Below are 17,937 nucleotides of genomic sequence, written 5' to 3' on the forward strand. Positions count from 1 at the left end.
GGACACAAGTCCTTGATTGCGGAAAGTTGCTTAAAGGAGCTCGGGCATGGCGCGATCGATCCGGATGCCCTCACAAGAAGAACTCCCCACCGGGGCCCGGCGCAGGTTCATGGAGATGCTTTTTCGCCTGTGGGTCGATGCCGACATGCCGATCATGGAGAAAGTCAGCGAGGCCGCCAGCGCCACCCCTCCCCAGGAGGGGGCCGCGAGCAAGGAGACGGTGCGCAAGATGCTCACCGGCAAGACAGTCCCCCACTCCTGGAAAAACGCCGAAGCGGTCTTCCTCGGCCTGTCGGCGATGGCCGGCCGGGATCCGGACCGCCTGGTCGTGTACGACGACGACAGCGAGGGCTACGGGTACAGGGACAGACCTGACCCAGAGCCCGCTCGGATGTTGTTTCGCCGTTGCTGGGCCGATGCCTGCGGTCTGGCGGACTACCAGCACGGCACTGTGGAGGACTACGTCCCGCCCAAGCCGACAACACGGGGTCGGGGTGGTTTCGGTGGCGGTTACAACAGCGACGAACCGCCGTTTTGAGGGCCGCTGAACACGGTTCGAGCACTCCTGCCCGAGAACGGCAGCCGCAACGAATCCGGAACCGTTCGATCGCCGGCTCCCGCCATCCCCAGATCCAGGCACCGATGCGGTCAACACCCCACCGAAAAGGATCTTTCGTGACGGCGCGCACCCGCGACTCCCCCTCCGACCTGGTACGGCCGAGCACCTTCCCGCCGCGTCGTTCTCAGCGCAGGTGTGGATCGGGGTGTGGCCGGGATGCTTGACTCCCCCGCCGCTCCCATGGCCTACGGCGACGAGTCCTTCCTCGAATCGGACTCCCACGGTTTCTACGTGCTGGCCACCGCTGTGTTCGAGCCCCACGCGATTGGCGAGGCCCGCGCCGTGATGTCCACCCTGTGGAAGGGCAGTCCGACATCGAAGCTGCACTGGAACGACCTCACCCCGCGTCAGCGTGAGAACGTCGCCAAGACGGTCGCCGACCTTGCCGGATTCCATATCGTCGCGGTCGGCTCACCCGTGCCCCGCAGACGCCAGGAACGCGCACGCGCGGTGTGCCTGAACCACTTGGTGGACGAACTGCACGGTTACGGGGTTGACACCCTGTACCTCGAGGCGCGCGACAAGGCACTCAACCAGCGCGATGTCCAGACCGTCACGGGGGCCCGGTTCAACCTGCCTCGGGGCACACGGTTCCGGGTCGAGCACCACCGGGGCGGCAGCGATCCCCTGCTCTGGGTCCCCGACGTCGTCGCCGGCGCGGTGCGCGCACACCGCCAGGGCGAGCCCCTCTACCGCGACATCCTCGCCGAGTGCCTCTACGACCTGGACGTCACGACAGGTTGCTGAATGCCTCAGAAATGCGCCGAGCCGGGCTCCTGGTAATTCCCCAGGTCACCCGGCTCCACTTCCGGCCCCCCACGGGGACCGGCGTCGTTCGCGATTAGCTTACGCACTAACCGACATATTCGCAACGCTCTGACCTGCGAGTTTATAGAAAGTTATAGCGGATTGGAGCGCAACGGGACCGCCACCCGGTTGAACCCGTTGCGCCTGCACACCCGATTTCAGCGCCTCACCAGGCGAGAAGCAGGATCACGGCCAGGCGCAACGTGCGCGGCCAGCTCTCCAGCGTCCATCGGATGGCCCGCCCGGCGACCGGAGAAGAGCCAGCGCGTCCCGGGATTGGTCGCTGCGGTCAGGTTCGGTCGTCGGCCGGCGAAGGCGCGAAGCAACTCGGCGGACGGTTCAGGGACCGGGGTCGGCGGGCCGACCGTGGACGACTCAACGAAGGTCGGGAGAGCTACGCGGCCTGTTAGGACTCTCGGCACATTGATTCTTTTTCAACCCGGACCGATTCTCCCTGAAGGCCAACCACCGCCACCATCGCGGCGGAGCGGTCACAGACCGTGCCTGCGATCGCCGAGCACCCGCTCGGACGCCTCGCGCTCAGCTCGCGCGGAGAAGGGCGCGTTGCGCGCGGCAACGGCCTTGCGCGTCTCCTCGGCGGTCAGGTCGGCGTTGATCGCCGCCGCCGCGCGCACTCCCGCTCCGGCAGCCGCGACGACCTGGTCGGTCAGTGATGTGACGTTGCCTGCCGCCCACACACCGGGGGTCCGGGTCGCTCCGGACGGATCGGTGACGATGAAGCTGCCGATCACCTGTTTGCCCATCTCCTGCTCCGTGGTCTCAAGGCCGAGCCCCGTGAGGACATCGGCGCGGGCGGTGAACCGCGGAGCCACCACCAGGGCCTGGCAGGGGAGCTCCTTTCCGCCGGCAAGGGTCACCCCGGTGAGCCGGTCGCCATCGACCGCCAGACCGATGACCTCACCCGTGACCACGGCGATACCGCGGGCCGCCAACTGCTCGTACTCCTCGTCCCCCGGTTCGGGGGCGGTGTGCAGGAACAGGGTCACATCCTGGCTCCACTGTCGCCACATCAGCGCTTGGTGGACCGACAACGGTCCGGTCGCCAGGATGCCGATGGCCTGGTCGCGGACCTCCCACCCGTGGCAGTACGGGCAGTGCAGGACCTCGTTCCCCCACCGCTCGGCAAGCCCCGGCACCTGGGGCAGCTCGTTGACCAGTCCGGTGGTCACCAGCAACCGGTCCGCGACGATGACCCCGCCACCGTCGACGACGAGGCGAAAACCGCCCGTGGCCAGACGCTCGGCACCCACGACCGTGCCCGTCATGATCGCGCCGCCGTAACCGGTGACCTCGGCGCGCCCGGCGGAGAGCAACTGCGCGGGCGGGAGACCGTCGCGCGTCAGGTAGCCGTGGACCTGGGCGGCCGGCGCATTGCGGGGCCGGCCCTCGTCGATCACCAGCACCGAGCGGCGCGCCCGGGCCAGGGTCAGCGCCCCGCTGAGACCCGCGGCGCCGCCACCGATGACCACGACCTCGTAGTGACGCTCCCGCTCCACTGGTGCGTCACCCTTCTGTTCTGTTCGTGCAGTCATGTCGTGCACCTCCGTTCAAAAGAGATGCTGCATCCACGTCCCGTCGATTGACAAATATCGTTGCCAATACGGCAAAAATTACGGCGGTCAACCAGCCGGAAAACGCGTGGGAGGTGCGCGGTCCGCCTGGAACCGGCGGGCCCCACCCCCGGGGTGGAACAGATCCACCAACGGCACGCCCCGATCGTCCACGACACGCTTGGGACCTCGCCCCAGAACAACGGACACGAGTGCCTTCAACCGGGCCCGGCGGTCGCGACGGCTCTCCTAAGGCCGGTGGTGCCTCTTCCTGGCCGCCAGGGTCGCGACACCGCCACAGGCCAGAGCGACCCCGGCAAAGGCGATGAGCCCGCCCAGGGCGGCACCTGTCACGGGCAGCGGGGCCTCGCGCGCCTGCTCGTGTACCGGAGCATCCTGTTGCCCGGGGTCGGGCGGACCAACGGGCGGCGTGGTCCCTACGGGAACCCGATCGATGCTGCCGAGGTCGGCGACAGGCGCCTCGTCCGCGGTGTCGTCGCGCACCCGGCAGTTGACGGTGAGGATGCCGCCGAGGAAGGACAACTCCAGCCCCTTCACCGCCAACTCCACCGCTCCCGGCCGGTCAGGGGTGAAATACCCGGCAGCCGTGGGCAACAGGATGTCCTGCCCGGCGGGCAGACCACCACTGTTCTCCGTGCGCAACACGAAACGTCGCGTGCTCACCGCCGGCCCCGAGAGCGCCACCTCCAACTCCGCGGTCACGGCTCCCGGGCCGAGCTTCATCGGCGACTTGAGGCCGCGCTCCAGGGTGAACTCCCCCACGGCCTCGATCCGTTCCCCGACCGGGTAGCCGGTATCGGTCGTGGTGACCGTGACCGTGGCCGGGCTCTCGAAATCGGGTTGCAGGCCGGGGTCGCTGGAAGCGCACCGATAGGTACCGCTCCACTCGGTACGTCCGGGCGCGGCGACCGCAGGAGTCACCGTGGGCCCCGGGGCCTCCTCTTCTTCCTCCTGCTCGGCGACGACCAGGGTGGTGGCGACGGGGTCGGCCTCGTCCTTGGGCGAACAGACCGTGACCAGTTCGTCGCCGCGCTGATGGACCGTGATGGTGACGGGGCCCGGCGCAAAGGTGATCTCGCCCGGCGTGGTCGCCCGGACCGAGCCGACGACGGGACCGAACTCCACGGGGGTCAGCCTGGGCAGGGGAAGCTTGCCGGCCGGGCTGGCCGCGGGATTGGCACCGGTGAGTGTGACCGTCCGGACGTCGGCTCCCTTGCCGCCCACCCGTACCTGGGCACTGAGCACCGCGTCGCCTTCGGCGATCGGTTCGGTGATCCACCGGTCGAAATACCCGGTGAACCGGGCGAGCCGGACCTCGGCCGACTCGCCGGACCGGAGTTCGCCGGGGGCGGTGATGGACAGCTCGGCGGTGTAGGACTTTCCGGCGCCGTTCTCGGCGGCACAGGTGTAGGCCAACGACCCCGGAAGCAGGGTGCGAGTGGTTCCACTGCTGGTGACAGCGGCCTCCATTCCGCGTTCGGAATCGGCGGCCAACGCTGGGGAAACGGTCGCGAACGCACCGTACACGACGGTCGCAACGGCCGCCGACACGGCCATCGCCGGGATGAGCCTGCGAGGCATGGGGGGATTCTCCTCACGGCACTGGAGAGTGCGAAGCAGACGAGATCGACGCTGATCTCCAGGATGGACGTTCGGCGCGAAGAATTCCGATACTCCATCAAACCTCTGCCACGACTCTGTCCGAGATACCGTTCACATCGGTTTCATAACCACGCGGCGACAGCACTCGCCCCTGCCGCGCGGCTCGGCTCAGGACGGCCCGCGCAGGGCCTCGACGAGGACGGTCAACTGACCGACGGAGGTGTCGAGTTCGCGGATCGCCTGGAGGGTGGCGCTGTCCTCATCGTTGTCGCCGACCGCGGACTGCTCCCTCAGCCGCCCCAGTTTCTCGGTGACCGCACCGACATGCGTGGCCAGCCGGGCGACCACCGAGTTGACGGAGTCAGCCGTCTCCGTGCCGAGCTCCCGGCGCAGCACGCGGGACTGATCGTCCAACTGGCGCTTGAGCCGGTCAAGTTCGAGGAAGACCTCGACCTTCGCCCGCAGCAGCCACGGGTCGTAGGGCTTGGTCATGTAGTCCACGAACCGCGCCGCGTAGCCGCGGAAAACCTGGTGGCGGTCGGTCCCCTCCGCCGTCAGGAAGATGATCGGGACGTCCTTGGTCCTCTCGCGCTGCTTGATGTGCGCGGCCGTCTCGAACCCGTCCATTCCGGGCATGATCACGTCGAGCAGGATGAGCGCGAAGTCCTCTTCGAGGAGCGCCTTGAGCGCGGCCTCGCCCGAACTGGCCCGGACCATGTTCTGGTCCAGAGAGGTCAGGGTCGCCTCAAGGGCCATGAGGTTGTCGTCCCGGTCGTCCACGAGGAGGATGTTGGCCTTGTACGGCACACTCACTGCTACTGCTCCTGGCTTTCTTGGCTGGTGTGGCCGGTTCGATCCAACCACGTCCGCATGACGTCCAGGAGATGACCCAGATCGACCGGCTTGGTGACGTAGTCCGAGGCGCCTGCCTCCAGGCTGCGCTCCCGGTCCCCCTGCATGGCCTTGGCGGTGAGAGAGATGATCGGCAGGTCGGCGAACTGGGGCATCTCACGGATCGCACGGGTGGTGGCATTGCCGTCGAGCTCGGGCATCATGATGTCCATCAACACCAGCGCGATGTCCTCGTTGGCTTCCAGTTTCTCGATACCGGAGTGCCCGTTGTCAGCGTAGAGGACGTGCAGACCGTTGGCCTCCAGTGCGCTGGTGAGCGCGAAAACGTTACGCACGTCGTCGTCCACGATGAGTACCCGGCGTCCGGCCAGCGTCGCGTCGCGCTCGGGGTCGGCCTCCAGTTCCGCACCCGAGGACGGCCCGGTCTGGGGCTCCGGCTCCTTGAGCATGGGCACGGAGGGGGGCTCCGTATAGGGGCTCGGGTCCACCACGGGCGAAGCGGACTCGGTGTCGGCCGTCCGGGCCTCCTCGTCCCGCTCGGCCGGCGCGGGGTCGGGCGCGACCGGGATGTCGGTGGCGGTGACGGCCAGCGGCTCGACCGCGTCCACCGAGCCGTAGGACCGCTCACTCGCGCTGTCGGGCAACCGGACCGGAAGCAGCAGGGTGAACGTACTCCCCTGGCCGAGCACGCTGTCGACTCGGATCTCGCCGCCGAGGAGCTGCGCCATGTTGCGGCTGATGGACAGTCCCAGGCCGGTTCCGCCGAACCTGCGGCTGGTGCCGCCGTCGCCCTGATGGAACGCCTCGAAGATGACCTGGAGCTTGTCCTCGGGAATACCGATCCCGGTATCGGCGACGGAGAACGCGATCACCTCGTCGTCCTCGGCGAACATGTCGAGGTCGGCGTCCTCCAGCGCCCAGGCGGGCTCGATGAGGAGCCGCACCTCACCGGTACTGGTGAACTTCACCGCGTTGGAGAGCAGGTTGCGCAGCACCTGCTGGAGACGCTGCTCGTCGGTCCACAGGTAGTTGGGGATGTCAGGAGACACCTCGACCGCGAACGCCAGCCCCTTGTCGCTGGTCATCGGCCTGAACGACGCCTCCACATAGTTGACCAGCTGGCTGATCGACACGTCGATGGGGCTCAGTTCCATCCGCCCCGCCTCGACCTTGGACAGGTCCAGGATCTCGTCGATGAGCTGGAGCAGGTCGCTGCCCGCCTTGTGGATGGTCTGGGCGAACTCCACCTGCTTGGGGGTGAGGTTCTGCTCGGTGTTGTCGGCGAGCAGCCGGGCGAGGATGAGCAGGCTGTTGAGCGGCGTGCGCAGCTCGTGGGACATGTTGGCCAGGAACTCGGACTTGTACTTGGACGAGACCTGGAGCTGGTGGGCGCGCTCCTCCAGCGAACGGCGGGCGCGCTCGATCTGGCGGTTCTGCAACTCGATGGCGCGGTTCTGACTGGCGAGCTGCCCGGCCTTGCTGTGCAGCTCGGCGTTCTTGCGGCGCAGCTCCTCCTGCTGACGCTGGAGCTCGTTGGAGCGCTCCTGCAACGCGGTGGTCAGCTGCTGGGACTGGGTCAGCAGGTACTCGGTCTTGGAGTTGGCCAGGATCGTGTTGATCGTGGCACCGATGAGACCGACCAGCTGACGCAGGAAATTAAGGTGAATTTCCCGGAAAGTGCCGTAGGAACCGAGCTCGATCACGCCCAGCACCCGGTCCTCGGACAGGATCGGGAAGATGACGATGCTCAGCGGAGGCGCCTCGCCCAGGCCCGACTCGACCTTGACGTAATCACCGGGGACGTCGTTGACCCGCATCTCGGTGCGCTGCGCCATCGCCTCGCCCGCCAGTCCCCGCCCCATCTTGATCCGGCGGCGATGCTCCTTGGGCTGGTAGCCGAAGCCCGCGTAGAGCCGGAACGTCTCTTCGTCGTTCTCGTCCTCGGGCAGGAAGCACGCCCCGTGCTGGGCCGCGACCAACGGGGTCACCTCGGTCATGATCAGCCGGGCGAGGTCGTTGAGGTCGCGATGCCCCTGGATGAGGCCGGATATGCGAGCGAGGTTGCTCTTGAGCCAGTCCTCGTCGCGTTGGGCGGCGGTGGTCTCGCGCAGGTTGGACACCATCAGGTTGACGTTGTCCTTGAGTGCTGCGAGCTCGCCGCGCGCACCGACCTGGATGGACTGGGTGAGGTCGCCACGGGCCACGGCACTGGCCACCGACGCGATCGCCCGCACCTGGGTGGTGAGGTTCCTGGCGAGCTCGTTGACGTTGTCGGTGAGCTGCTTCCAGGTGCCCGACACGCCTTCGACCTTGGCCTGGCCGCCGAGCTGTCCCTCACTGCCCACCTCGCGCGCCACCCGGGTGACCTCCAGGGCGAACGTGGAGAGCTGGTTGACCATGGTGTTGATGGTGTCCTTCAGCTCCAGCATCTCGCCCTGGGCGTCCACCGTGATCTTCTTGCCGAGGTCACCGGCGGCCACCGCCGAAGTGACCTGGGCGATGTTGCGGACCTGGGTGGTCAGGTTGTGCGACATCGAGTTGACGTTCTCGGTCAGGTCCTTCCAGATGCCCGACACGCCCTTGACGTCGGCACGCCCGCCCAACTGGCCTTCGGTTCCCACCTCACGGGCCACCCTGGTCACCTCGTCGGCGAACGCCGACAACTGGTCCACCATGACGTTGATGGTGTCCTTCAGTTCGAGGATCTCCCCCTTGGCGTTGACGGTGACCTGCTTGGTGAGGTCGCCGCGCGCCACGGCGGTGGTCACCACCGAGATCTGGCGCACCTGGTGGGTGAGGTTGTTGGCCATGGAGTTGACGTTGTCGGTCAGGTCCTTCCACACGCCGGAGACACCGCGCACGTGCGCCTGGCCGCCGAGCTTGCCCTCGGTCCCCACCTCGCGGGCCATGCGGGTGACCTCGTCGGCGAACGAGTCCAGCTGGTCCACCATGGTGTTCACGGTGTCCTTGAGCTGCAACATCTCACCCTGGGCGTCCACGGTGATCTTCTTGCTCAGGTCACCGACCGCAACAGCGGTGGTGACCTGGGAAATATTGCGCACCTGGTAGGTGAGGCTGTTGGCCATGGAGTTGACGTTGTCGGTCAGGTCCTTCCAGATGCCCGACACGCCCTTGACGCTGGCCCGCCCGCCCAGCTTGCCCTCGGTCCCCACCTCGCGCGCCACCCGGGTGACCTCGTCGGCGAACGAGTCCAGCTGATCCACCATGGTGTTCACGGTGTCCTTCAGCTTGAGCATCTCGCCCTGGACGTTGACGGTGACCTTCTTGGTGAGGTCGCCGCGCGCCACCGCCGTCGTCACCTGGGAGATGTCGCGCACCTGGTTGGTGAGGTTGTCGGCCATGGAGTTGACGTTGTTCGTGAGGTCCTTCCAGATGCCCGACACGCCCTTGACGTTGGCGCGTCCACCGAGCTTGCCCTCCGTGCCCACCTCACGGGCCACCCGGGTGACCTCGTCGGCGAACGTGGACAACTGGTTGACCATGGTGTTGACCGTGTCCTTGAGCTGCAACATCTCGCCCTGGACGTCCACCACGACCTTGCGGCTGAGGTCCCCGCGCGACACCGCGACGGTCACCGTGGAGATGTCGCGCACCTGCGCGGTCAGCCGGGCCGCCATCTGGTTGACGGCCTCGGTGACGTCGCGCCAGGCACCGGAGACGCCTTCCACCCGGGCGCTGCCGCCCAGCTTGCCCTCGGTGCCCACCTCACGGGCCACGCGGGTGACCTCCATGGTGAACGCCGACATCTGGTCGGCCATGCGGTTCACCGATGTGGCGAGGCGCAGGAGATCGCCGTGCAGTTCGCCGTGGCGGTTGGTGAGCTCCACCCGCTGGGCGAGGTCACCGTTGGCCACCGAGTCCAAGATCTGGGCCACGGAGGTGACGGGTTCGCTGACCTCGTCGAGAAGCTGGTTGAGCGCTCGCACGCTCTTGCCCCAGGCACCGCGGGCCGGACTGATCGAGACGCGCTCGGCGAGGCGCCCCTCGGTACTGACCACGTCGCTCACGCGCTGGAGTTCGGCGCTGAGCTGCTCGCAGTGGTCGAGCACCTCGTTCATGACACCGGCGATCTCACCGTGCGTCCCCCGCGCACGAGGGTCGAGCCGGACGCTGAAGTCACCGTCACGCATCTTGTAGAGCGCGTCGAGGAGCGCGTTCAGCTCCGTCTCCGATGCGGCCGGGCTGGTCGCCTTGGGCATCGATCCCCTCCTCCACCGGTTGAAGCCCTGCAGTGCCCTGATGGGCAGACTTACGGTGTTACTCACACGGGTCTCCGGCCCTCAAGACTCTCAGATGGACCACGGTGCACTACGTTAATTCGACAGTCCGCTCAATAACACGACGTTCGGACAACACGACCAAGTTCCACGACTTCCTGGGAGAAGCTGGGAATCCGACCCAGTCCGACCATGCACCGACCGGGCGGCCGGAACCGGGCATCCCCCGGACGTGTCCGCCGGTGGCTGGTCGGAGACAATAGTTCAGGGAAGACACCACGATTCTCCACCTCGGCAGTCCCGCACCGAGATACAGGGGGGATCGTGTGCATTTCAACCGAACCGCCCGCAACTCAGAGGAACCGTACGGCTTCACGATGCCATATGACGTTATGAAGGTCGCCCGCCGGGAATTCTCAGCCGCTCCGGAGACCGCGGGCGAGGCTCGTTCCTTCGTGCGCGACACACTGCGCGATTGGAACGTCACGCGCGGCTCCGACGACATCATCCTCCTGGTCAGCGAACTGGTGACGAACGCGGTCATCCACGCCGAGACCACCCTGGAACTGATCGTGCGCCGCCTGCCCGGGGCGGTGGAAGTGGTCGTCGTCGACCGGGTACCGCACCGGGCGGTCCCCAAGGCGGGACCGTTGCAGGTGGACACCTCCCCCTCCACCGACGACACCCGCAGCGGCGGGCTGGGCCTTGCACTGGCCTCGGCGATCGCCTCCAGTTGGGGCGTGAGCTACAGCAAGGAGGACAAGGCCGTCTGGTTCCGTCTCGACGACGAGGAACCGCCTGCCGGCCCCACCTCACGGACATCCCTGGTACCGCCGTTGCCGGTACGCAGCAAGGTCCGTTCCCGGCCCGAACCGTGGTCCCGGCTGGATTCCGCGCTGGCTGCCAAGCTCTCGCTCCCGGACCTCCTGGACTCCACGGTCAACGTCGCGCGCACCGTACTCGGCGGGGACGCCGCCTACATCGCGCTGGCCACCACCGACGAGACCGAGTGGGAGCTCCAGGCCGCGGTCGGACTGACATCCGGGCAGTGGCGACCGTTCCGCAGCCGGACCGAAGAGACTTTTCCCTCCTCCGCACCGGAGCCCGGGCCGGTCATCAACGACGACCTGATGATCGCCCGGGCGCACCGGGGCCGGCTCGCAGCGGCCGGAATGCGCTCGCTGGTGACGGCACCGTTGATCGTGGACGGGCGGATCACCGGCCTGCTCGGGGTTGCATCCAAACGGATCCGGCATTTCGGCCAGACCGCAGCGGACCGGCTCCAGGAAGGGGCCGACCGAATCGCACTGACGGTCGAGCGCTCCCGACTGGCCCGGGTGGAACTCGCCAGGCGCGCCTCGTTGAGCTTCCTGGCCGAGGCCAGTGACCTGCTGGCCGGCACCCTCGACGAGCAGATGACGGCCGCGCTGGCCGCACAGTTGACCACCTCCCGGCTGGGCAAGTGGTGCGTGGTGCACACCACCAGCGACCTGGGGGTGGACCGGCTCGCCTTCGCCACGCACCGCGACGAGAACACCACCGACGTACTGCGCGAACTGATCACGGCGATCATTCCGCAGGAACAACGCGAGCCGGGGCAGCTGTGGCAGCCCGAGGAACTGGCAGAGGCCGGCATGGACGACGAGCTCACCCGGGAGCTCGCGGCCGGCCTGGGCATCAGCATCCCCCTCATGGCACACGGACGGTCGCTGGGGCGGATCACCATCGGCAAGGCGCCCAACGAAGAGTTTCCCCGCGAAGAGGTCAACGTCGCCGACGACCTCGCCCAACGGGTGTCGTCAGCTATGGAGAACGCGCGCCTGTACTCCGACCAGACCTCCATGAGCGAGGCCCTGCAACGCAGTCTGCTTCCGGCCAAGGAGAAGGAACCCGCGATTCCCCGGGTCGATCACGCGGTGTTCTACCAGCCGGCGGGAGAGCGCAACGTGGTCGGCGGAGACTTCTACGACGTGTTCGCCACCGACGGACGCTGGTGTTTCGCGATCGGCGACGTCTGCGGCACCGGCCCGGAAGCGGCAGCGGTGACCGGTCTGGCCCGCCACACCCTGCGGGCGCTGGCCCGGGAGAACCTCGCCCCGGCGTACATCATGCACCGGCTGAACCTGGCCATCCTGGACGAGAACACCACGACCCGCTTCCTGACCATGCTCTACGGCGAGATGACGCCTATCGGCGGCCCGGACGGCGGCAAGGGGATGCGGATCCGGCTGGTCTCGGCGGGCCACCCGCTCCCCTTGCGCCTCGACAAGAACGGCGAGGTGGAACCGCTGGCCACCTCCCAGCCCCTGCTGGGCGCGTTCGAGGACGTGGAGTTCTTCACCGAGACGGTCGAGGTCGCCCCCGGGGACGTGCTGCTCGCCGTCACCGACGGTGTGACCGAGCGCCGCAACAACGAGGAGATGCTCGGCGACGAGGGGCTGACCAAGATCTTCACCGGCTGTTCAGGGCTGACCGCCCAGGCCGTGATCGCCCGGATCGACCGCGAACTGGAGGAGTTCGCCCCGGGCGGGCACACCGACGACACCGCGATGCTGGTCCTGCGGTTCCTGTGACCGTTGGCCCCGCCCCGTGGTGGACGGGTCACGGACCGCTCAGAGCCAGCCCATGTCCTGGGCGGTGCGGATGGCCGACATCCGGTTGTCGGTGCCGGTCTTGGCGATGGCGTTGGACAGGTAATTGCGCACCGTGCCCTCGCTGAGGTGAAGGGCGCGGGCGATCTTGGCCGCCGAGGAGCCGTTGACCGCGGCCCGCAGGACGTCCGCTTCCCGCTCGGTCAGAGGGCTCTCTCCCGCTGTCATGGCAGCGGCTGCGAGCTCGGAGTCGATGTAGCGTCCGCCCGCGTGAACCTTGCGGATGGCGCCGACGAGCTGGTCAACTGGTGCGTCCTTGGCGAGGAAGCCGCGGGCGCCGGAGGAGAGCGCACGGCGCAGGTAACCGGGGCGGCCGAAGCTCGTGAGGATGAGCACGCCACAGCCGGGGGCGGCCGTGCGCAGATCGTCGGCGACCTCCAGGCCGCCGGCGCCGGGCATCTCGATGTCCAGGACCGCGATGTCGGCGTCGTGTTCCCGGACAGCAGCCAGTACCAGGTCACCGCGGCCGACCTGCGCGGCGATCTCGATGTCCTCCTCCAAACCGAGGAGCGCGGCGATGGCACCGCGCACCAGGTGCTCGTCATCAGCGAGCACGACCTTCATTCGGCCGGCCGGGGGGCTGTTCTCGGATAGCTCAGTCACGTGATCAGCGTAAGCGTCGGGCACCCCGCAGGACACCGGGAGGGGCGGACGCGCCCCGGGAACGGGCACCACCGCCTTGCCGCACGCATCGGCGCGCAACGGACCCGTTGCACGCTCCTCGACCGCACCGCAGGGGGCGGGATCTGCGGCACCTGCCCTGGACGGGTGGGCCGGGCGGGTCAGGCGGGGACCTGGTCCCCCTCCTGCCGGACGCGAGAAGCCGCCGGGGCGGAGCGGATCGGGAGGACGGCCCGCATCAGGAAACCGCCGTCGTCGGTGGTGGTGGCCGAGAGCCCGCCCCCGACAGCCGTCACCCGCTCGGTGAGTCCGTTCAGCCCGTTGCCGAAGGGCTGTGCCGACCCGGAGCGCACTCCGTCGTTGTAGACCTCCACGACGAAAGAGCGTTCCTGCCGGGTCAGGGTGATGTCACAGCGGTCCGCCCCGCTGTGGCGGAGCACGTTGGTGGCACCTTCCCTGACCAGCCAGGCGGTCAGTGCACGCAACTCCACCGGGCATTCGGCGGTGTCGCCCGCGACGCCGACCCGGGTCCCGGCCGCGCTGAGCACCTGGCGCACGCTCTCGACCTCGGCCGTGAGGTCCACGTCGCGGTACCCGCTGACCGCCGCGCGCACCTCGCGCAGCGCGTCCCTGGCGACCTGTTGGACCGCGACCATCTCGGCGGCGGCGCGCTCGGGGTCGCGCGCGGCGAGCCGGGCCGCCAGCTCGCTCTTCACCGCGATGCCCGAGAGGCTGTGCCCGACCAGGTCGTGCAGGTCCCTGGCGAAGCGCAGCCGCTCCTCGGTGACGGCGAGCCGCGCCCGCGCCTCACGGGCGACGGTGGCCTCGTTGGCGATCTCCCACAGCCACACCATCGCCAGGTCGCAGACCAGCAGCACCGCCCCGAAGAAGACCGTGTACCCGAGGACCAGGACCGTCAGCCCGATGTTGAGCTGGGGCAGCAGGAGGAGCCGGACGGCCGGCGCCGCGAGCAGCACCACGGCGAAGAGCACGGACTGGCGCCGGGTGGCGACGAGCGCCGCGGCCGACCACCACAGGGCGAATCCGACCAACACCCAGGCGTAGACGTCGAAGACCGCCAGGACGCCCAGGTTCAGGACCAGGCCCAGGTAGAGCAGTCCCGTGGAGCGGGGCCTCGGAGCGTCGAGTCGGAGGACGGCGAACCGCAGCGTCAGCCACGCCAGTGGCACCGACAACGCGAACCCGAGCACCGCGGCCCAGGGCGACGGGACACCGAACATGGCGAGGATTCCCGGGCCGGCCTCGCCACGGGCGTGGAGGACCGCCTGGAAACCGATGACGAACAGCAGCCCCAGCGGGAGGGTGGTGAACGTGAAGTAGACCGTCCTGCGGGCGAACTTCAGCCGGGCCGTGCTGCGCTCGTCGTCGGCCACCCCCGCCTCGACGGTCCCCGGACCGGTGTCCTCGTGTGTCATCGTGCCCCCCTCCAGGTCGTCAGCCTACGCGTGCGCGGTGGCCGGGGGTTTGCGCCCGGCCACCACCCCCGCCGCCGGGTTACTTGGCGCTGCGCGGGTCCCAGCGGAAGTAGCGGAGGGAGTAGGCCAGCACCGCGGTCCAGGCGAGCAGGATCGCCAGGGCGGGGACCGCCGCGGTCCACAACCGGAGGCCGGTGGCAGGCTCCGCGGCCGGGGCGGTCGCGGCGGCGAAGAAGTCGTGGCCGAAGTACGCGGACTGGGCCAGTTCGATGGCGGGGACCATCGGGAGGTAGCCGAACAGCTGCGCCAGACGGTCGGGCAACAGCTCCAGGGGCACGAAGAACCCGCTGGCCACGATCAGGAGCATGAACGGGGCCATCGCCATCATCTGCGCGCTCTCGGCGTTGCGGGCGAACCGGGTGATGACCGCCCCGAAGAGCGTCATGACGACGCTGATCAGCAGGATCGACAGCACCAGCATCACGGGGTCGGCCGGCGGCGAACCGGTCATGGCGACGAGGGCCCCGATGACGGCGAGGGACTGCACTCCGACCACTGCGATCACCGACAGGGCGGTGGCGCCGAACATCGCGACCGGCGGGACGCCGGCGACCCGGAAACGCTTGAGCACCAGCTGTTCACGCCTCGCGGCGTAGACGTTGGAGACGTGCACGACACCGATGGTCATGGCCGCCATGGCGAAGAAGTTGGTGAGGGAGAAGGCGACCGCGTCGATACCGGGGAGCAGCTCGCCGGGGCCCATGGAGAACACGGGGACGAGGAACACCAGTGGCAGGACCGCGGCGTAGAGCGCCATCCGGTAACGGTAGAAGAGGGTGAACTCGGTCCGGGTCAGGCGCAGCGTCTGACGCAACGGGTTGACCGCGCTTCGCTGCTCGGTGCTTCGTGCGGTGGGCGCGGTGGTGGTCGTGGCCATCGTGGGTCTCCTGGTGGGGTGGTTCGGGTCGGACGCCGGGGCCGGCGATCAGGCGCCGGCGGGGACGGCGGCGTCACCGTCGGCGATGTCGAGGAAGACGTCCTCCAGGGAGGCGGTGCGCACCTGTAGGCGCTCCAGGGTGATGCCGTTGGAGTCGGCCCAGCCCATCAGCGTTGCGACGGCACGGTGGGCGCGGCCGGCGATGTCGTCCCCGGAGACGTCGTAGGCGGCCCATTGGTCGCCGCTGCGCACCTCGACGGAGAAACGGGCTCCGGGCAGACGCGGCAGGTCCTCGGAGCGGATCCGGTCGGGCATACGGAAGCCGATCCGGTCGCCCTTGCCGGCGACGACCCCGGCGACGGTCCCCTCGACCTCCACCAGACCGTTGCGCATGATCGCCAGGCGGTCGGCGAGACGCTCGGCCTCCTCCAGGTAGTGGGTGGTGAGCAGCACGGCCACCCCTTGGGCCACCTGGTCGCCGATGATCCTCCAGGTCTCCCTGCGCATCTCCGGGTCCATCCCGGTGGTGGGCTCGTCCAGGAACAGCACCTCGGGGCGGGTGAGAATCGCCAGGGCGAGGTCCAGGCGGCGCTTCTGTCCCCCGGAGAGCTGACGGACGGCGACGGTGGCCTTGTCGGTGAGGCTGACCGTCTTCAGGACCTCGACGCGCCCCATCGGCCGGGCGGCCAGGTCGCGGGCGAGATCGATCGTCTCGGCGACGGTGAGTTCCTCGAAGACGCCGCTGTGCTGGAGGACGGCGTTCACCCGCGGGCGCAGCGCGGCGGGCTGGCCGAACGGGTCGGTACCGAAGACCCGCACCGTACCGGCGGTGGGCTTGCGGAAACCCTCCAGCGTCTCGATGGTGGTGGTCTTGCCGGCGCCGTTCGTTCCCAGGAGCGCGAAGAGTTCGCCGGGGGCGACATCGAAGGAGACACCCCGGACGGCCTCGAAAGTGCCGTACGCCTGGCGGAGGTCCTGGACGCTGATCGCGGTGTGCTGCTGTGCCGTCGTCATGTCCCCAAGCCTGCCGGAGCAGGCGATTGTGCTGTAGGAGCCGGTGTCACCGGGACGCCGTGAAAAACGTGGGCCCCGGGGATGACGATCGTCATCCCCGGGGCCGCGCCTCGCGTGTGGCGGTCAGCTGTCGAACCCCAGCCCTACCGCGTCCAGCCCGCGCAGCCACAGGTTGCGGCGACCGCCGTTGCGGTCGGCTGCGGCTATGGAGCGTCGGGTGAGCTCGATCCCGGCGAACCGCAGGGGTTCCGGGGGGAAGGGCAGCGGTTTGGTACGCACCATCTCCGGGCGGGTGAGTTCGGTGTCGGCCCCCGCGAGCGTGTCGAGCATGACCTCGGCACCGAAGCGGGTGGCTCCCACGCCGAGGCCGGTGTAACCGGCGGCGTAGGCCAACCGGCCGTCGTAGGCGGTGTCGAAATAGGCGCAGAACCGGCTGCACGTGTCGATCACCCCGCCCCATCGGTGGGTGAAGCGCACGTCCGGCAGCTGGGGGAACGTCTCGAAGAAGTGCTCGGCGAGCCGTTGGAAGGTCTCGGGGCGCTGGTCGTACTCCGGACGGATACCGCCGCCGTAGTGGTAGATGACGTCGTAGCCTCCCCAGAGGATGCGGTCGTCCGCGGTGAGCCGGTAGTAGTGGAACTGATTGGCCGCGTCCGACAGCCCCGCCCGGCTCTTCCAGCCGACGGCGTTCTTCTGGTCGGCGGTGAGCGGCTCGGTCATCAGCACGTAGTCGTACACCGGAACGACGTGGCGGCGGATCCGGCGCAGCGGGCCCGGGAACGCGCCGGTGCCCCAGGCGACGGCCGGGGCCGACACCGAGCCGCCCCGCGTCTCCAACCGCACCGCGACGGGCTCGCTGCGGATGGAGCGCACGGGACTGTGCTCGAAGATGCGCACCCCCAGACGCAGGCAGGCCGCGCGCAACCCCCAGGCGAGTTTGGCCGGGTGCAGCATGGCGGTGCCGTCGGGCTCGTAGAGACCGCCGAGATAGGTGGGCGAGTTCACCTCGGCGCGGGCCTGGTCGGCGTCCAGGTTCACGGCCTTGTGGCCCAGCGCGCGCAACTGTTCGCCGTACTCGGCGAGTTCGGCGTTGTGCCAGTCCCGGGTGGCCAGGATCAACTGGCCGGTGCGCTCGAACTCGCAGTCGATGCCGTGGCGCTCCACGGCATCGGCGATGCGGTCCAGGTTCTGACGGCCCAGACGCTCCAGTTCGACGATCTCGTCGGGCCAGCGCTCGGCCCCGTTGGCGTAGCCGTGGGTGAGGCTGGCTTCGCAGAATCCTCCGTTGCGCCCCGACGCCGCCCATCCGACCGTGCGGGCCTCCAGCAGCACGACGTCGCGGTCGGGGTCGCGTTCCTTTGCGATGAGCGCACTCCACAGACCGCTGAACCCGCCGCCCACGACGGCGAGGTCCGCCCGCACCCGGCCGCTCAGCGGCGGGGCGGGTTCGGGGACGTCGTGGCCGGGGACGTCGGGGTCGGTCCAGAAGATCCGGGGCGCGGCGTCGGCCAGCGCGGCGGCGGCCCTCCGGGCTGCTGCGGACACGGCTATCACTTTCTCTCTTCGCC

12 protein-coding genes are annotated in these 17,937 nt (G+C 68.8%); 3 read left to right on the forward strand and 9 right to left on the reverse strand.

Annotated elements, in window-relative coordinates:
• Positions 1-46: 46 nt before the first annotated feature.
• Together AC0VYP_RS21570 and AC0VYP_RS21575 are read left to right on the forward strand one after the other, a co-directional pair.
• Entirely contained in the window at positions 47-538 is a 492-nt protein-coding gene (locus AC0VYP_RS21570) for a hypothetical protein (RefSeq protein WP_285758625.1), read from the forward strand.
• A 237-nt stretch (positions 539-775) separates the two neighbouring features.
• The gene (locus AC0VYP_RS21575) at positions 776-1,366 is read left to right on the forward strand and encodes a hypothetical protein (protein ID WP_475471536.1); all 591 of its coding nucleotides are present in this window, start codon (positions 776-778) and stop codon (positions 1,364-1,366) included.
• 551 nt (positions 1,367-1,917) lie between these two features.
• On the opposite strand, the gene AC0VYP_RS21580 is transcribed toward AC0VYP_RS21575, so the two are convergent.
• From AC0VYP_RS21580 to AC0VYP_RS21595, 4 genes are all read right to left on the reverse strand, one after another.
• On the reverse strand, positions 1,918-2,979 hold the full coding sequence (locus AC0VYP_RS21580; RefSeq protein WP_475471538.1) for an NAD(P)/FAD-dependent oxidoreductase: 1,062 nt from the start codon (positions 2,977-2,979) through the stop codon (positions 1,918-1,920).
• A gap of 267 nt (positions 2,980-3,246) precedes the next feature.
• Positions 3,247-4,599 carry a hypothetical protein gene (locus tag AC0VYP_RS21585; protein ID WP_475471540.1) on the reverse strand — a complete coding sequence of 451 codons (1,353 nt, stop codon included), beginning with the start codon at positions 4,597-4,599 and terminating at the stop codon, positions 3,247-3,249.
• 189 nt (positions 4,600-4,788) lie between these two features.
• Positions 4,789-5,427, reverse strand: coding sequence for a response regulator (locus AC0VYP_RS21590; RefSeq protein ID WP_475474330.1), 639 nt, complete (start codon positions 5,425-5,427; stop codon positions 4,789-4,791).
• 8 nt (positions 5,428-5,435) lie between these two features.
• A complete protein-coding gene (locus AC0VYP_RS21595; protein WP_475471541.1) occupies positions 5,436-9,692 on the reverse strand; it encodes a HAMP domain-containing protein in 4,257 nt (1,418 codons plus the stop codon).
• Positions 9,693-10,087: 395 nt separating this feature from the next.
• Between AC0VYP_RS21595 and AC0VYP_RS21600 the strand changes: the two genes are divergently transcribed.
• The gene (locus AC0VYP_RS21600) at positions 10,088-12,283 is read left to right on the forward strand and encodes a SpoIIE family protein phosphatase (RefSeq protein ID WP_475471543.1); all 2,196 of its coding nucleotides are present in this window, start codon (positions 10,088-10,090) and stop codon (positions 12,281-12,283) included.
• Between the two features lie 39 nt (positions 12,284-12,322).
• Here the strand turns inward: AC0VYP_RS21600 and AC0VYP_RS21605 are convergent, their stop codons facing one another.
• From AC0VYP_RS21605 to AC0VYP_RS21625, 5 genes are all read right to left on the reverse strand, one after another.
• The gene (locus AC0VYP_RS21605) at positions 12,323-12,925 is read right to left on the reverse strand and encodes a response regulator (RefSeq protein WP_475474332.1); all 603 of its coding nucleotides are present in this window, start codon (positions 12,923-12,925) and stop codon (positions 12,323-12,325) included.
• Positions 12,926-13,143: 218 nt separating this feature from the next.
• Positions 13,144-14,418 (reverse strand): sensor histidine kinase, encoded by a 1,275-nt coding sequence (locus AC0VYP_RS21610; RefSeq protein WP_475471544.1) that lies wholly within the window; start codon positions 14,416-14,418, stop codon positions 13,144-13,146.
• 79 nt (positions 14,419-14,497) lie between these two features.
• Positions 14,498-15,355: an ABC transporter permease gene (locus AC0VYP_RS21615; RefSeq protein WP_285758614.1), complete on the reverse strand. Its 858-nt coding sequence runs from the start codon at positions 15,353-15,355 to the stop codon at positions 14,498-14,500.
• A gap of 48 nt (positions 15,356-15,403) precedes the next feature.
• Complete coding sequence (locus tag AC0VYP_RS21620; RefSeq protein ID WP_285758612.1) at positions 15,404-16,369, reverse strand: ABC transporter ATP-binding protein; 966 nt, start codon at positions 16,367-16,369, stop codon at positions 15,404-15,406.
• A 123-nt stretch (positions 16,370-16,492) separates the two neighbouring features.
• Positions 16,493-17,914 (reverse strand): NAD(P)/FAD-dependent oxidoreductase, encoded by a 1,422-nt coding sequence (locus tag AC0VYP_RS21625; RefSeq protein WP_475471547.1) that lies wholly within the window; start codon positions 17,912-17,914, stop codon positions 16,493-16,495.
• Positions 17,915-17,937 lie beyond the last annotated feature (23 nt).

The organism is Nocardiopsis sp. iso_186, from assembly GCF_056173365.1.

What these genes read in the sequence shown, in the direction of transcription:
- AC0VYP_RS21570 (WP_285758625.1), top strand. Translation starts at nt 47, where the DNA reads ATGGCGCGATCGATCCGGATGCCCTCACAAGAAGAACTCCCCACCGGG.
- AC0VYP_RS21575 (WP_475471536.1), top strand. Translation starts at nt 776, where the DNA reads ATGCTTGACTCCCCCGCCGCTCCCATGGCCTACGGCGACGAGTCCTTC.
- AC0VYP_RS21580 (WP_475471538.1), bottom strand. Translation starts at nt 2,979, where the DNA reads ATGACTGCACGAACAGAACAGAAGGGTGACGCACCAGTGGAGCGGGAG.
- AC0VYP_RS21585 (WP_475471540.1), bottom strand. Translation starts at nt 4,599, where the DNA reads ATGCCTCGCAGGCTCATCCCGGCGATGGCCGTGTCGGCGGCCGTTGCG.
- AC0VYP_RS21595 (WP_475471541.1), bottom strand. Translation starts at nt 9,692, where the DNA reads ATGCCCAAGGCGACCAGCCCGGCCGCATCGGAGACGGAGCTGAACGCG.
- AC0VYP_RS21600 (WP_475471543.1), top strand. Translation starts at nt 10,088, where the DNA reads ATGCCATATGACGTTATGAAGGTCGCCCGCCGGGAATTCTCAGCCGCT.
- AC0VYP_RS21605 (WP_475474332.1), bottom strand. Translation starts at nt 12,925, where the DNA reads ATGAAGGTCGTGCTCGCTGATGACGAGCACCTGGTGCGCGGTGCCATC.
- AC0VYP_RS21610 (WP_475471544.1), bottom strand. Translation starts at nt 14,418, where the DNA reads ATGACACACGAGGACACCGGTCCGGGGACCGTCGAGGCGGGGGTGGCC.
- AC0VYP_RS21615 (WP_285758614.1), bottom strand. Translation starts at nt 15,355, where the DNA reads ATGGCCACGACCACCACCGCGCCCACCGCACGAAGCACCGAGCAGCGA.
- AC0VYP_RS21620 (WP_285758612.1), bottom strand. Translation starts at nt 16,369, where the DNA reads ATGACGACGGCACAGCAGCACACCGCGATCAGCGTCCAGGACCTCCGC.